Source organism: Bacillus mobilis (genome assembly GCF_001884045.1).
Classification (GTDB): domain Bacteria; phylum Bacillota; class Bacilli; order Bacillales; family Bacillaceae_G; genus Bacillus_A; species Bacillus_A mobilis.
The window spans coordinates 31,239-46,269 of record NZ_MACF01000072.1; the positions used below are offsets into that span (position 1 = coordinate 31,239).

15 protein-coding genes are annotated in these 15,031 nt (G+C 36.3%); 4 read left to right on the forward strand and 11 right to left on the reverse strand.

Features of this window, described 5'->3' with window-relative positions; all coding sequences use genetic code 11:
* Positions 1-52: 52 nt before the first annotated feature.
* A complete protein-coding gene (locus BAQ44_RS31410) occupies positions 53-229 on the forward strand; it encodes a phage portal protein (protein WP_080467831.1) in 177 nt (58 codons plus the stop codon).
* A 157-nt stretch (positions 230-386) separates the two neighbouring features.
* Here BAQ44_RS31410 and BAQ44_RS13395 read toward each other — a convergent pair whose 3' ends face one another.
* Positions 387-1,412, reverse strand: a complete 1,026-nt coding sequence (locus BAQ44_RS13395) for a DUF2515 domain-containing protein (protein WP_063263229.1) — start codon at positions 1,410-1,412, stop codon at positions 387-389.
* A 103-nt stretch (positions 1,413-1,515) separates the two neighbouring features.
* On the opposite strand from BAQ44_RS13395, the gene recU reads away from it, so the two are divergent.
* Both recU and BAQ44_RS13405 read left to right on the forward strand, forming a co-directional pair.
* Complete coding sequence (gene recU / locus BAQ44_RS13400; protein ID WP_000155592.1) at positions 1,516-2,118, forward strand: Holliday junction resolvase RecU; 603 nt, start codon at positions 1,516-1,518, stop codon at positions 2,116-2,118.
* Between the two features lie 66 nt (positions 2,119-2,184).
* Positions 2,185-4,890 (forward strand): PBP1A family penicillin-binding protein, encoded by a 2,706-nt coding sequence (locus tag BAQ44_RS13405; protein WP_071721961.1) that lies wholly within the window; start codon positions 2,185-2,187, stop codon positions 4,888-4,890.
* A 20-nt stretch (positions 4,891-4,910) separates the two neighbouring features.
* Here the strand turns inward: BAQ44_RS13405 and BAQ44_RS13410 are convergent, their stop codons facing one another.
* From BAQ44_RS13410 to panB, 10 genes are all read right to left on the reverse strand, one after another.
* On the reverse strand, positions 4,911-5,429 hold the full coding sequence (locus BAQ44_RS13410; RefSeq protein WP_071721962.1) for a YpoC family protein: 519 nt from the start codon (positions 5,427-5,429) through the stop codon (positions 4,911-4,913).
* Between the two features lie 3 nt (positions 5,430-5,432).
* Positions 5,433-6,080, reverse strand: a complete 648-nt coding sequence (gene nth / locus BAQ44_RS13415) for an endonuclease III (RefSeq protein WP_000933021.1) — start codon at positions 6,078-6,080, stop codon at positions 5,433-5,435.
* 15 nt (positions 6,081-6,095) lie between these two features.
* Complete coding sequence (dnaD, locus tag BAQ44_RS13420) at positions 6,096-6,803, reverse strand: DNA replication protein DnaD (RefSeq protein ID WP_071721963.1); 708 nt, start codon at positions 6,801-6,803, stop codon at positions 6,096-6,098.
* Between the two features lie 121 nt (positions 6,804-6,924).
* Positions 6,925-8,112: an aspartate transaminase AspB gene (gene aspB, locus BAQ44_RS13425; RefSeq protein WP_000761547.1), complete on the reverse strand. Its 1,188-nt coding sequence runs from the start codon at positions 8,110-8,112 to the stop codon at positions 6,925-6,927.
* Positions 8,113-8,130: 18 nt separating this feature from the next.
* A complete protein-coding gene (locus BAQ44_RS13430) occupies positions 8,131-8,634 on the reverse strand; it encodes a cell wall elongation regulator TseB-like domain-containing protein (protein ID WP_061679510.1) in 504 nt (167 codons plus the stop codon).
* Positions 8,635-8,641: 7 nt separating this feature from the next.
* A complete protein-coding gene (locus BAQ44_RS13435; RefSeq protein ID WP_061679511.1) occupies positions 8,642-8,812 on the reverse strand; it encodes a YpmA family protein in 171 nt (56 codons plus the stop codon).
* A gap of 250 nt (positions 8,813-9,062) precedes the next feature.
* Positions 9,063-11,867 carry an ATP-dependent DNA helicase DinG gene (gene dinG / locus BAQ44_RS13440; RefSeq protein ID WP_071721964.1) on the reverse strand — a complete coding sequence of 935 codons (2,805 nt, stop codon included), beginning with the start codon at positions 11,865-11,867 and terminating at the stop codon, positions 9,063-9,065.
* Positions 11,868-11,995: 128 nt separating this feature from the next.
* Positions 11,996-12,379, reverse strand: coding sequence for an aspartate 1-decarboxylase (gene panD, locus BAQ44_RS13445; RefSeq protein ID WP_061679513.1), 384 nt, complete (start codon positions 12,377-12,379; stop codon positions 11,996-11,998).
* Positions 12,380-12,391: 12 nt separating this feature from the next.
* Positions 12,392-13,240, reverse strand: coding sequence for a pantoate--beta-alanine ligase (panC, locus tag BAQ44_RS13450; protein WP_071721965.1), 849 nt, complete (start codon positions 13,238-13,240; stop codon positions 12,392-12,394).
* Entirely contained in the window at positions 13,240-14,076 is an 837-nt protein-coding gene (gene panB, locus BAQ44_RS13455) for a 3-methyl-2-oxobutanoate hydroxymethyltransferase (RefSeq protein ID WP_000853116.1), read from the reverse strand. The genes panC and panB overlap by 1 nt, the downstream gene beginning before the upstream one ends.
* A 408-nt stretch (positions 14,077-14,484) precedes the next feature.
* On the opposite strand from panB, the gene BAQ44_RS13460 reads away from it, so the two are divergent.
* A complete protein-coding gene (locus BAQ44_RS13460; protein WP_071721966.1) occupies positions 14,485-14,874 on the forward strand; it encodes a cupredoxin domain-containing protein in 390 nt (129 codons plus the stop codon).
* Positions 14,875-15,031 lie beyond the last annotated feature (157 nt).

Sequence of the window (15,031 nt, forward strand, 5' to 3'; positions counted from 1 at the left end):
TCATGTAATTTCGCCGAATGATTCCCCACTCCTGCTCACATGACAAAACTAGTTGTTATTCGTCAAAGAAATCATTTTGTATGCCATCGATAGAAATGGTAACAATACAAAAAGGAGGTGTATGAAAATGGCAAAGAACAAAAACGAAAAAAAGAAAAAACAAAACAAACAAAATAAACCCGAGACTGGCAATCCAAAGTTAGATGGTCCAAACTTCCCTGCTACATAAAGTGAAACTTTAGCACTTTTACAAAAAGCTAATTTCTGAAGCATCCTTAATCTCTTATGTTCATTACGTTTTGAGATTAAATTTTTCGCACACATGGCAGGATTACTTCACATTAAGAAGTCCCGTCTTCATAAATGAAGACGGGACTTCTTTTCTATTATATCACGAACTCACCCATCCTTTTAACAAAACGATTTACAATAGAAGCAACATAGATTTGCTCCCTCTTTCTTTTATACCATTCTGTTATATCAACTTCCCCCTTATACTCTTCAAGTAAAAACAACTCATTTATTTCCGTATCTCTACAAAACCAATCTCCCATGCTTATTTCCTTATGTGCAACAACAGGATAAACCTCTCTAAGGACTGGCGTACAAGATTTTCTAATTTCTCTTACAAAACATTCATAGTCTGCTCTTGATCCTGTGTGTATAGTTTGCAATGCAAACCTATGGAATAAACTTTTATAATTCGGATGAAACAGTAAATCCGCTAATTTCTTCCCTAGTTCTATACGTTTTTGTAGCGTTTCAAATTGATACACTGAAAACCCATACATCCCCCCTTCAACGGTTGGAAAAATAACAGCACTTATATGAAGCATTTCTTGCAATTTAAAAAATGCAGTATGAAATACATGTTTTTTAAAATATGTATTCTCAATAACTGGTTTTTGAATTTTATTTTGCTCATTTATAATAAGCGCTGTCATGAGCCTACTTCTATCTTTTTTCTCCCAAAAATAAATCCATTCTTTTTCCATAAAAATTGATACGTTGAAATATTGTAACAAGTGGAATAGCGGTACTTGTCTCCTCTTACTTTCTTCGTATAACAATAGCTGAGGGAATGCATCTAAAAAAATAATCCAATTCGCTTCTTCATAAGTCAGAAACAAATGTTTTTTTACTGTTTGAGGTAAAACGGTAGCATAATACCTCCCTTTTAAATCAGTCATATTCCATCCCGCATTTCTTGAGACCATACTTGCTAAAAAAGCCCACCTAATTTCATCATTTCTTACATAATATTCTTGATAGGACTGTGTTCGAGAAATATTGTCCATATTAGCTATTTCAATTTCCCTCTTAATGTTGTAAACGATTGCTTTCTCTTCTTCTGAACAAACCATATTTTTACGATATTGTTCAATTTTTTCATAATCATTCCATGTAAACATGAGCTAGTCATCATACCTTTCTTCAAAAAGGTCACATCTTTTTTCATTTTTTGTTATAATCACCTTTGTAAGTAATTCTTAACAAGTTGGGAGTGGACACACTATGACCATTCGTTACCCAAATGGAAAACGGTACAATCAAGCTTCACAACCTCATAAAACACCAATTAAAAAACATACTTATAGTAATAGAGGTATGTCCCTTGAAGAGGAATTAAATGAAACAAATGAATATTACTTAACCCATAATATTGCATGCGTACATAAAAAACCTACACCTCTTCAAATTGTAAAAGTAGATTACCCCGCTCGAAGTGCTGCAGTGGTAAAAGAAGCGTATTTCAAACAACCTTCTACAACAGATTACAACGGTGTATATAAAGGGAAGTACATCGATTTTGAAGCGAAAGAAACAAAAAATAAAACCAGCTTTCCACTTCAAAACTTCCACCTTCATCAAATTGAACATATGAAGCAAGTAATCGCTCATAATGGGATTGCATTTGTTATTATTAAATTTACACTTTTTGATGAACTTTATTTATTAGATGCAAAACATATTATTGCATTTTGGAATCGTCAAAATACTGGTGGACGAAAATCGATTACGAAAGAAGAAATAGAAGAGCATGGATCTTTATTATCATGCGGTTATCACCCTCGGATTGATTATATCCGTGTACTAGACACGGTTTATTTTTCGTGATAGAGTCATCACTAAGGCTCTTTTTTCGACTTTTGGGGGAGAGAATGAAAGGTAGGAGAAAGTATAATGTCAGATAATTATCGTTCTCGTACAGAACGAAATCATGTAAAAAATCAAAAGCAAGAAACAAATAAAGAGAAAAAACCAAAGAAAAAAGGCTCCTTTTTTAAGAAATTCCTTATAGGTTGTCTACTTCTTGGTATCGTTGGTCTTGTAGCTAGCGTTTCCGCTTTCTTTGTTATGGTGAAGGACGCTCCAAAATTAGACAAATCAAAACTTGTCAATCCTTTATCAACAAAGTTTCTTGATAAGAATGGGAATTTTTTCTATGAATACGGTGCTGAAAAACGAACCCACGTTACGTATGATCAAATTCCAAAGGTAGTTGAAAGTGCATTCCTTGCAACTGAGGATTCACGTTTCTATGATCATAATGGAATTGATTTTAAACGAACTACAAAAGCAGTTATGGAAAATGTCACTGGAGGATTCGGATCTCAAGGTGGTAGTACGATTACACAACAAGTAGTCAAAAACTATTTTCTAACGATGGACAAAACTGCAAAGAGAAAAGTACAAGAGTGGTACCTATCTTACAAATTAGAGCAACAATACTCTAAGCATGAGATTTTAGAAATGTACTTAAATAAGATTAACTTAGGTAACCGTTCGTATGGTATTGCAACAGCAGCCAAAAAATATTATGACAAAGATTTAAAAGACTTACAGTTGCATGAAGCTGCAATGCTTGCAGGTTTACCCCAAGGTCCTAATATTTATGATCCAACAAAACCAGATAACGTTGAACGAGCTACACAACGTCGTAACGTCGTATTATCATTAATGAATCGACATGGTTATATAACAAAAGATGAAATGAATAACGCAATGAAAATCTCTGTAACTGAGGGTCTTCAACCATCTTCAGAAGTAACAGAGATGAAGTATCAAGCATTTTTAGATGCTGTTGTAAAAGAAGTTGAAAAAGAATATCCGGATGTAAATATTGGTTCAGATGGTTTAACAATCCATACAACACTTGATCAAGATGCTCAAGATTATGCTGAAAAAATTATGGATGGTAATCTTATTAAGTATCCGAACGATCAATTCCAAGGTTCATTCGTATTTATGGATACACAATCTGGAGAAGTTCGAGCAATTGGAGCTGGGCGTAAAGAAAGTAAGTCTACTTTCAAAGGTCATAATATGGCCACTGATTTAAAACGCCAAGTCGGTTCAACAATGAAACCAATTTTTGACTACGGTCCAGCAATTGAGAATTTACAATGGTCTACATACCATCAATTAAATGACTCAGAGTATACGTATTCCAATGGGAAAAAAATACGAAATGCAACAAATAGTTATAAAGGTGACGTTTCACTACGTGAAGCTTTGAAAAAATCATTAAACATTCCGGCTTTAAAGACAGCCCAAGCGGTTGGCCTTCCTAAGTCACAAGCGTTTGCTGAGGGTTTAGGTATGACATTTAAAGACGGCAAAACATATGAATCAACAGCAATTGGTAGTAACGATAGTTCACCATTACAAGTAGCGGGGGCATATGCAGCCTTTGGTAACGGTGGGAACTACAATAAACCGCACTTCGTAAAAGAAGTTATCTTCCCAGATGGGAAAAAGAAAAGTTTTAAAACGAAAGAACAACGTGCGATGCAAGACTATACAGCTTACATGGTGACTGACGTTCTTCGTGACGTAGTAAAACCTGGTTCTGGCGGTACTGGTCCAACAGCATACGTTTCAGGTGTTGATGTTGCCGGTAAAACAGGAACACAAAACTTTGATGCAGACGTTATAAAAGAATATGGTATTCCGGCTGATGCAAACAGAGATAGCTGGTTCGCTGGATATACACCGCAATATACAATGGCAGTATGGACTGGTTACGAAAAAAACGGCCCAGAAAACTACATTAGTGATCGTTATACTAGAATTGCACAACAAATGTTCCAAGTAATGATGAGCAAATTCGCTACAGATAAATCTCGTTTCGAACGCCCTTCTTCTGTACAAGAATTATATGGTGAATTGTACGTAAAAGGTGCTAAGAAAGATGCGGTTAAACAAATTAAAGTAGATGCACCTAGTGGTCTTAATGTCGCTTTCGATGGCGCTAGCACAGTTACACTAAACTGGTCTGGACCAGCAGAAGTTGATGCGTATGCAGCAAGCTATAAAGCGACTGACGGTTCAAGTGGTAGCCTATCAATAAGTGGTACGACAGCTACTCTTGGTGGTATTAAACCAGGCGTTACTTACAGCTTCTCTGTAGTAGCGAAAAAAGGTAATGGAACAAGCCCTGCAGTTGGTGCATCCTTCACTGCACCTGGCGGAACTCCAGACCCGAAAAAAGCTGAAGACGACGCTAAGAAGAAGGCTGACGAAGAAGCTCAGAAAAAAGCTGCTGAGGACGCACAGAAAAAAGCTAATGAAGATAAACTAAAACAAGAAGAAGCTCAGAAAAAAACTGCTGAAGAGCAGCGTAAACAACAAGAGCAACAAGAACAACAACGTAAACAACAAGAAGAAGCTCAGAAAAAGGCTACTGAAGAAGAAGCCGCTAGAAAGAAAGCTGACGAAGAAGCTGCTAGAAAGAAAGCCGAAGAAGAAGCTGCTAGAAAGAAAGCTGAAGAAGAGGCTGCTAGAAAAAAAGCTGAAGAAGAACAACACAAGCAACAAGAACAACAACAAAATACCGGAGGAGATACACCCCACGCAGACGGAAATGTTGTTACAACAGAGTCTTAACAAAAAAGAAGTCCTTTCTCTTAACGAGAAAAGGACTTCTTTTTTGTTATCATTTTCTTTACGTATAGCTTTTCTATTTCAATATACAACTGCGCTAACTGAATATAGGAATGATAATTATTCGGTTTCTTTATAATGAACGAATATCGCTCCATAAAATTAACTGGTTGTACTTCTAAATTATTCGTATAAGCTTCCAGTTCATTCAAACTATGAACAGGTTGCTCATTTAGCCAATATACAATTGATAACAAATGTGCCGCAAAAAGAATCATTGGACCTTCAGCTTCCTGCTTATTTCTGTTTCGAAATAGTGTAGCGATGTCTTCATGCTTACTTTTCCATACTTTCAACAGTACAGGAACACTATTTTCAATTTCACTCCACGGCTCATCTTGTCTTTCCATATCATATATAAAGTAAGTATTTTGTATGATTTCTTCAAAAGATTGTTCTGTATGATACGTAATCGAATCCATACTTTCTTTAAAAAATGGTAAGCACCGAAATTCTTTCGGTATTTCTATCACTCGCTCCATCCTTTATTTCCCCTTCATTCGCTTCTTTCCTTCACGACATACTTCTAGTAAAGGGCACTCTTCACATTGTGGTCGCTGTGCTTTACAGTGATAACGTCCAAAGAAAATCATACGGTGATGTGTAACGCTCCATTCATCCATCGGAATTTTCTTCATTAATGTCTTTTCTACTTCTAACACCGAATCTTTCCATCTACAAATCGCTAACCGTTTACTCACTCTCTCTACATGCGTATCAACAGCAATTGCCGGAATGCCATACGCTACCGAAACAACTACATTTGCTGTTTTTCTCCCTACTCCTGGTAACTTCGTCAGCTCGTCACGATCTTCTGGAACTTTTCCATCATAATCATCCAGCAACATTCGGCACAATTTTTGAATGTTTTTTGCTTTATTTCTATACAGCCCAATAGAACGTATATCTTGTTGCAACTCTTCTAGGGAAACACTTAAATAATCTTCTGGTGTTTTATATTTTTGAAATAAATTTTTCGTCACTTTATTTACAAGTGCATCTGTACATTGTGCAGATAATGCCACCGCAATTACTAATTCAAACGGATTATCATGAATTAATTCACAATGTGCTTCTGGATACATATCCGCCATTGTATCTAAACAATAGCGAATTTGCGTTTTATTTAACATATACTTCCTCCTACATTACTGCTCCAACCAATTATAAAAAGGCACTTTCCCAGTAAATTTCGTCTCTTGTTTTGTCGTTTGCTGCGTTCGTTGTTGATTTGCTCTAAATTTTCGTCCTTGGTTTTGGGCTTGATCTACTGTTTTAATACCATTCTTTTTCCACTCAAATAAAATACGATCAATATATCGGAAATTAAGCTTACCACTCATTACAGCTTCCCTGAGGGCCGCTTGAATTAAATTCGGATGATGTTGATCTTGATCTTCCCACATACCCAACGTTTCACATTCAAACGGAGAAAGTGGTCTTCCAAATTCTTTTTCAAATACTGTATATAAATTTACTTGCAGTTGTTTTATTTCTTTTTGTTCTTCCTCTACTGATTCATTCATTAAGAAATGCAATATTTTTTCCCATAGCGGTTGTAAAGAATAACTTTCACACATCATTGCTTCTGATTTTTGTCCACCTTCTAGTGATAAAAAACCTTTTTGAATCAACGCCTGAATGACTTCCATACATTTCATTTCAGTAATCGTCATCCGTTCTGAAATCTCTGACGGAGTCGGAAACGAATTGCCCGATTCTAAAAATGTGTGTACATGAAGTACAACCATAAATTCCATTTCATTTAACCCTAATTTTTTATAATGCATCATAAGTAATTTTGGAATTGCAATGCTTCCCTGCTCAAACCACTGTAACATCATTTTCTTTTTCATCACCAAACACCTCGCTCTCTAGTATAACACACCTTTCACTATTTCTTTTTGCCACAATTCGTCAAAAAAACCTCCCTATTATGTAGGAAGGTTTTTTGTATTGCATTACTAAAATATACAATTAAGCTTGCACTTTACTTTTCATAAACGTATGAATGCGTTCTAATGCTTTCTCTACTTGTTCAAGAGATGTCGCATATGATAAACGAACGTTATTTGGCGCACCAAATCCTGTACCTGGTACAAGAGCCACTTTTTCCTCTTCTAATAGAGCTTTTGCCCAATCATCAACATTTTCGTATCCTGATAAAGCCACAGCTTCTTTTACATTAGGGAATAAGTAAAATGCACCTTGTGGTTTAATGCAAGTAAAGCCAGGGATTTGAATTAATTTATCATAAATAATGTTTAATCTCTCTTCAAATGCTTGACGCATTGTTTCTACAGGTTGTTGTGAGCCTGCATATGCCGCGATTGCGCCGTATTGAGCGATTGAAGTAGGGTTTGACGTACTATGACTCGCTAAGTTCGTCATCGCTTTAATAAGCTGCTTATTTCCTGCTGCATATCCAATACGCCATCCTGTCATAGAATGAGATTTAGATACACCATTAATAATAAGTGTTTGTTCTTTTAATGCATTAGAAAGCTGGGCAACTGAAGTATATTCTGCTCCACCATAAATTAATTTTTCATAAATTTCATCTGAAACGATTAAGATATCATGCTCTAAACATACTTCTCCAAGCTGTTGTAATTCCTCTTTGCTATAAATCATTCCTGTTGGATTGCTCGGTGAATTAATAATAACTGCTTTCGTTTTCTCTGTAATTGCCTCACGCAGCTGCTTCGCTGTAATTTTGTATTCATTATCTTCCAGACCTTCTACATAAACTGGCTTACCACCAGCAAGCTTTACTTGTTCAGGATAACTTACCCAGTAAGGCGTTGGGATGATAACTTCATCTCCTTCATCAAGTAATACTTGGAATAATGTATATAATGCATGCTTTGCACCGTTACATACAATAATTTCAGATGGATCATACGCAATTCCTTGATCACGTGTAAACTTTTTCACAATTTCTTGTTTTAACGCTTGTAATCCACCTGTTGGTGTATACTTCGTATGTCCTTCTAACATTGCTTTATGTGCAGCATCCATAATATGTTCTGGCGTATTAAAGTCAGGTTCTCCTGCCCCTAATCCAATTACATCATGACCTTCTGCTTTTAATGCTTGTGCCTTTGCTGTAATTTCTAAAGTTGCAGATGGTGTTAAAGCAGCTACTCGCTTTGCTAATTTCATTTGTAGTTCCCCCTACATCTATTTTTCAATGCTGTAGTGACCAGCATAATCCCCATTTTGAAACTCTAAATAATAATACGTATAACGATCTTCCTGATCAATATATGTAATTTCCCACAACGGAATATCGTTTTGAGCACCTAATTTTACTTTTATAATTTCTTTTGGCTTTGGCTTCGGCTCATCGCCTTTTCCTGTAGCTTGTTCAGCCAACTTTTGCAAAGCTTCTTTTTCAGGAATACCTTCACTCTTTTTCTTCACAAGGACATTCCCTTTTTTATTCGGCACCCAAACAATAATTTGTTCTCCTTTTTCGTCTACACCTTGTACGACCGTATATGAAGAATTTCCGTTATAATAATCAACAGATTTTACTTTTGTAAGCTTTGCCTTTTCTTTTGCAATTTCTACAGATTTTTCCTCTTTAGAGATTTTCTTTTCCATTGCTTTATTATAAACATACGCCCCATATATTCCGCTAGCAACGATTACGATAACGATTGCAAAGATCCACTTTTTCATTGTATCACTACGTTCTGTAAATCGTAAATACAGCTGTTTCTTTGTCTTTTTCGTCTAATGCTAATCCGAACATGAGGTCCTGCTCTTTTAACGTACGATTCAAACTATCAACGACTTTATACAAGTCAGACGAATATTTAAGACGCGTCGTTGATAGGACTTCGATTTTCTTATCCATGAAAAAACTCCTCCGTTACACAAAAATTTCTAATTATAGAAGAACGCAATGCGGTTACAATAAGAGTACATTCTTTACAACCCCTGCTTCATCACCCATCTATTATAGCAGGACATGTACTGCAAAAAAAGGTTTCAAGTCGAAAACCAATACATTTTGTATACAAGAAGTAAGAAAAATAAAATTCCTCCTACCCACATTTTTTACGCCTGAAGTTTAAATGTACTTCAGGCGTATTTTTCTTCCAATTTTATTCAGTTGGCCGTTCTTTTAATTGTTCTAACAATTCTTCTAAAGGGCCTTCATAAAGCGGGACAGTTGGGATTGATTGTAAAAAACGTTTCCCATAAGAAGCGCTTGTCAAACGACGATCTAATACAAATACCGTTCCCGTATCTGTACTTGTTCTAATCAGACGACCAAATCCTTGTTTGAAACGCAAGATCGCTTGCGGGAGTGCTAACTTAGCGAATACGTCTTCTCCTTGATTTTTTAACCACTCTCCTTTTGCTTCCATCATCGGTTGATGAGGAGGCGTAAAGGGAAGCCGGACAATAACAAGACAACTAAGGGCATCTCCAGGTATATCTATCCCTTCCCAAAAGCTACTTGTTCCTAACAAAATCGATTTGTCGAACTCTTGAAATTTACGAATGAGACGACTTCGGCTCTTATTATTCACACTTTGCGTTAATAATAAATAACCTTCTAATTCCTCATCATTTTTCAAATTCGTATACGCTTCTTTCAACATTTCATACGAAGTGAATAACACGAGCATTCTGCCTTTTGTAGCTTTCGCTATTTTTGCAATATGGGCCGACACAGATCCAATATATTCTTCATTACTTGCTTGCTTAATAAACGGCACATCTGTTGAAACCATTAATTTCATCTGTTCTTCAAAACGGAATGGTGACGGGACCTGTAATGCATTTGGAGCAAAATCATGTAAACCTAGCTCCTCTTTTATATAGTCAAATGAATCATTTACTGTTAACGTTGCTGACGTAAAAATAACACTCTTTTTCTGTGTTAAAAATTCATCCGCAAACCTTTCACCAATATGAACAGGCTGTGCATATAAAACTGTTGAATGAATTGTTCCTTTCGTTTCAGTCTCCATCCATGTCACGTATGAATTTTTTTCTAAAATGAGTAATTGTAAAGATTGTTCCATCTTTCTCAACAACTCAATTAAATGCATAAATTCACCTGTAACAACATGCATCTCCCATTCTAATTTACTTTGTAATATGTCAACTTGCTTCTCAAGTGTAGTCAACAATTTTCTTACATCGTATACAAAACGATTTGTTAACTCGGTAATGCTATCCCATAACTTACCTTTCTCTACTTCCGTGTTGTATCGATAAATGAGTGGCATATTGCTTATCCCTTGTTCCTGCTTTGTTTGTTTAAAGATGAAAGCACGTAACATTTGGAATAGCTCATCCGCATCAAATTTCAATTCCTTTAAACTATGACTCACCATACGGAAAGTTGAACGAGAGGCTTGCTCTGATTTTTTCATCATTTTATATACTTTAGAAAGTACATCATCTGTTTCTAGCGTACCAAGACGAGATAAAACTAGCTGGAAATACATACAGGAGAACTGTTCACCTAATGTTCTACTCGCCGCTTCCTCAATATGATGAGCTTCATCAAAGATAATATGTTCACATGAAGCAAAAAGTGGTTCTTCACTTGAAAAATCTTGAAATAATAACGCATGATTTGTAATAACGATATCTGCAAATAATGCTTTATTCTTTGCTCGTTGATAAAAACAACGACTATACCAGTTGCTTTGCATCCCGCCTGGACTATGTACATCACTACAAATACGGTTCCAAAGTAACTTTCCGCCCTCAGGAATATTTAACTCATCCCGATCACCAGTTTCTGTTTGCAATAACCACACTAAAATTTTTGCCTTTGTGAGCGCCATATCATAATTTTTCTCTTCCTCTTGCAAAGCATATTCAAATTTATGTAGACAAAGATAATGCTTTCTTCCTTTCAAAAGAGCTACTTCAAAAGAAAATGGCATTATTTTCTGTAATAATGGAATTTCTTTTTCTAATATTTGTTGTTGCAGTTGTACTGTCTGGGTACTAATGATGACAGGCTCTTCTTTTTTCGTTGCAAAATAAATACTTGGAAGTAAATATGCAAGAGTCTTTCCTGTTCCTGTTCCTGCCTCAATTAGTGAAAACCTAGAATCTCTTAGTGCTGTATATATTTCCTTCATCATAATCTGTTGGCTTTCTCTTTTTTCAAACTTTGGCATATTCAATTCAAGTTTACCGATTGTCTTATGCAAGAAAGCATCAAATTTAGATGAACATGTTTCACTGAGATTTAAAGAATAATTCCGCTTTCGAAGCGCAATATTTCGATACACCTCATACCCCTCTGCTGCTTTTTTACCATGCATCATTTTCTTTAAAATATTTTCAGAAAGTACATCCGCTATATCACTTTGAAAAACATCACTTAATTCGTAGAGCGATTGCAAGGTGACAAGTGGTAACTTTTCAATTTCATTTAAAAATTGTAAAAACAATTCCGCTGTTGCAAGAGCATCACTATCCGCACGATGCGGTTGATCATGCTCTAGTTCATGTTGTTTAGCTAAATCACGTAATTTATAACTATCAGCCGTCGGCAAAAGAATTTGCGCCAACTCAACTGTATCAACTTTAGGACAATGTACTTCTGTATATCCAGCCTGCCTTAATTCTTCCGTTAAAAAATTCCAATCAAAGTGAACGTTATGTGCAACGAAAGCTGCACCTTGTAATAGCTCAACAACCATCGGGGCTACATCTTGAAATAACGGGGCTTGCTTAACCATACTCTCATCAATCCCTGTTAGTTCTGTAATAAATGGCGGAATCTCTCTCTTCGGATTAATAAAAGATGAGAAAATCTCTAATATCTCTCCATCTTCCACTACAACAGCTGCAATTTGGGTAATTTTATCCTTCCCATCCTTCCAGGAGTTCCCTGTCGTCTCTAAATCCACAACGACATAACGCTTACTCATATATGTAACACCTCAATTTCTTACCTATCAAACACAAAATTATATAATGTTACTATACCACGTTTTATCTCATCTTAATGAAAAGATGCACAAAAAAGCTATCTCCGTAATAGAGATAGCCTTCTTACTTATAATATCGTACCCGCTTTTTCAGCACCTAACATTTCAATAATTTGATTCTCATCGTCTAATACTGCAATTTTCGGCGCTTGTTTATGAATATTTTCTTCTGCCACTAAACCGTAGCAAATGATAATAACTTTATCCCCTGGCTGTACAAGCCTTGCAGCTGCACCATTTAAACAAACAACACCGCTACCACGTTCGCCCTTAATAACATATGTCTCTAATCGAGCACCATTATTGTTATTTACAATTTGTACTTTTTCATTTTCCACAATATTTACTGCATCCATTAAATCTTCATCAATTGTAATACTACCTACATAGTTTAAATTTGCCTCTGTTACTGTTGCGCGATGTAACTTCGCTCTCATCATTGTGCGAAACATAGTTGCTCCCCCTTATTTAACCGTTACTGTTATATTGTCAATTAATCGTACATTCTCAAATTTAACTGCAATTGCTAAAATGATTCGTCCTTCAATTTTATCCATTACTTGTAGTGAAGGATAAGCATATAAATCAGCATAATCTACAGTGCCTTTCGTATACGTCTCAATATACTCTTTCACAAGAGTTGTAATGATTTCTGCATTCCGTTCGCCTGCTTCAATTTTTTCTTTCGCTATACATAGGCTGCGGTATAATTGAGGAGCCTCTTCACGCTCTTCTTGTGATAAATACACGTTACGAGAACTTTTCGCTAATCCATCTTCTTCCCTTACAATATCCACTGGTACGATCGTAATCGGAATATTAAAATCAGCGACAAATCCTTCAATGACAGCAACTTGCTGTGCATCTTTCATACCGAAATAAGCACGCGTTGGCAATGTTATATTAAACAGTTTCATTAGCACAGTCGCAACTCCAGCAAAATGACCAGGTCTTTGTTTGCCACATAATACATCGGTACGCTTCACAACTGCTACTGTTGTCGTTTGTTCTGCTGGATACATTTCTTCTACGCTCGGATAAAATAAATAATCTACACCGTTTTCTTTTGCTACATTTTCATCTCTATCAATATCACGAGGGTATCGATCTAAATCTTCATTCGGTCCAAACTGTAGCGGATTGACAAACACGCTTAAAACTACAATTTCATTTTCTGCTCTTGCCTTACGTAATAAAGTCGCATGACCTTCATGTAAGTAACCCATCGTTGGAACAAAACCAATACTTTTTCCACTTGTACGAAGTTCGTTTGTAATTTGCTGCATCTCTTGCACTGTAGTTACAATTTTCATTATTGTTTTCCTCCGTATAACGCTAAGCATTCTTCCTCTTTCATTGTGAATGAATGTTTTTCTTCTGGAAATTGCCCTGTCTTTACTTCCGTAACGTATTGTGAAATCCCTCGCACAATCTCCTCTTGAACAGACGTATATTGCTTCACAAATTTCGGAACACGATTTACTCCGTATGAGATAAGATCATGATAAACAAGTACTTGCCCATCTACTTTTTTCCCTGCTCCAATTCCAATCGTTGGAATTGTTAGTTGCTTCGAAATTAATTCTGCTAACTGCATTGGCACACATTCTAGCACAAGCGCTATCGCACCAGCTTCCTCACATCTCTTCGCATCTTCTATTAATTTTTTTGCACTTTCAGCATCTTTTCCTTGTACTTTATACCCACCTAGTACTCCTACAGATTGAGGAGTTAAGCCTAAGTGCGCCACGACAGGAATTCCCGCGTTCGTCAAGTAATGAATCGTTGATACTACTTCCCCTGCACCTTCTACCTTCAGTGCATGAGCACCACTCTCTTGAACGATACGGCGTGCATTCACCATCGTATCTTGAGGCGACACATGATACGACATAAATGGCATATCAGTTACAATAAACGTCTCTTTCGCTCCTCGGCGTACAGCTTTCGTATGATGAATCATATCCTCTACTGTTACAGGTACTGTTGAATCGTATCCGAGCACCACCATCCCAAGGGAATCTCCAACTAGAATCATATCAACTTCAGCTTCTTCTGCTAATTTAGCAGATGGATAATCATACGCCGTTAGCATCGTAATCGGCTCACCTTGCTCTTTCATCTTCAAAAAATCTGTTTTTGTTTTCAAAAACTACTCCTCCTTTATGCAGGAGAGAGGAGATGGCCGAAATCATATAAAAAACCCCTCTGGCCATAAAAGGGCAGAAGGGTTGTGTGTTAGTCGGCATTATTCATCCCTCTGTCCCAGTCCATTATTGGATCAAGGCAGAATCCAAGTTATTATTTTTTCGGATTGCTTCGAATGATGGTGCAGTTCGCTCTGATACTGCCCACATTCGAACTAATTATAGCAAAATCCAAAAAGGAATTACTACATTTTTTCGAAAAAATAATTTTTTATTCTCATTACGGTATGTGAAATTTTTTATAAATAACTCAATCATAGAAAGGCAAACCTTTGTTTAAGCCCCGTATAACTCTTAAACTAATGATGCAGGTTAATGGAAGAACATACTTAACAAAAGGAGAATTACGAATGTCTATGAACAAATGGTTATTTCAATTCACCGTTCTGCTTGTGATAATTGTAGGGATGGTAACTTTTAGCTCCTTCCATGCATTTGCCTCAGTTAACGTCGTAACACAACCTATCGATTCAACGAAAGTAATTGAAGTTGAATTAAACGATGATTACTTTCAGCCAAACGTCATCACAATTCCAATTGAAGAGTCAACAACATTGCTCTTAAAAAACAAAGGTAAGAATGAACACACCTTTACAGTGAAAAAACTTGGCATTGACGTCGTAGTTGAACCCGGAAAAAATAAAAACATTACCGTGAAACCTACAAGTACTGGTACATATGAATTAATATGCCGGTACCATCTTCTAAAAGGAATGGAAGGCAAAGTAATAGTCAAATAAAGTGAAACTTTAATCAGTGGGGGTTTTCTTCATCCCCCACTAATTATCAGCCCTCACCAATCGGACTTTTATGGGCAGTTGATCCCCCACCTAACTTCTTTGCTTTCGCTGAATTTTGAGGTGGGGGTCTTACTGCCCATTAAAGCGGGATAAAAAG

Coding starts and splice junctions, on each gene's coding strand:
- BAQ44_RS13435 (WP_061679511.1), bottom strand. CDS start 8,812: ATGGATAAGAAAATCGAAGTCCTATCAACGACGCGTCTTAAATATTCG.
- recU (WP_000155592.1), top strand. CDS start 1,516: ATGACCATTCGTTACCCAAATGGAAAACGGTACAATCAAGCTTCACAA.
- BAQ44_RS13460 (WP_071721966.1), top strand. CDS start 14,485: ATGTCTATGAACAAATGGTTATTTCAATTCACCGTTCTGCTTGTGATA.
- dinG (WP_071721964.1), bottom strand. CDS start 11,867: ATGAGTAAGCGTTATGTCGTTGTGGATTTAGAGACGACAGGGAACTCC.
- aspB (WP_000761547.1), bottom strand. CDS start 8,112: ATGAAATTAGCAAAGCGAGTAGCTGCTTTAACACCATCTGCAACTTTA.
- BAQ44_RS13410 (WP_071721962.1), bottom strand. CDS start 5,429: ATGGAGCGAGTGATAGAAATACCGAAAGAATTTCGGTGCTTACCATTT.
- BAQ44_RS13405 (WP_071721961.1), top strand. CDS start 2,185: ATGTCAGATAATTATCGTTCTCGTACAGAACGAAATCATGTAAAAAAT.
- BAQ44_RS13395 (WP_063263229.1), bottom strand. CDS start 1,412: ATGTTTACATGGAATGATTATGAAAAAATTGAACAATATCGTAAAAAT.
- nth (WP_000933021.1), bottom strand. CDS start 6,080: ATGTTAAATAAAACGCAAATTCGCTATTGTTTAGATACAATGGCGGAT.
- BAQ44_RS13430 (WP_061679510.1), bottom strand. CDS start 8,634: ATGAAAAAGTGGATCTTTGCAATCGTTATCGTAATCGTTGCTAGCGGA.
- dnaD (WP_071721963.1), bottom strand. CDS start 6,803: ATGAAAAAGAAAATGATGTTACAGTGGTTTGAGCAGGGAAGCATTGCA.
- panC (WP_071721965.1), bottom strand. CDS start 13,240: ATGAAAATTGTAACTACAGTGCAAGAGATGCAGCAAATTACAAACGAA.
- panD (WP_061679513.1), bottom strand. CDS start 12,379: ATGTTTCGCACAATGATGAGAGCGAAGTTACATCGCGCAACAGTAACA.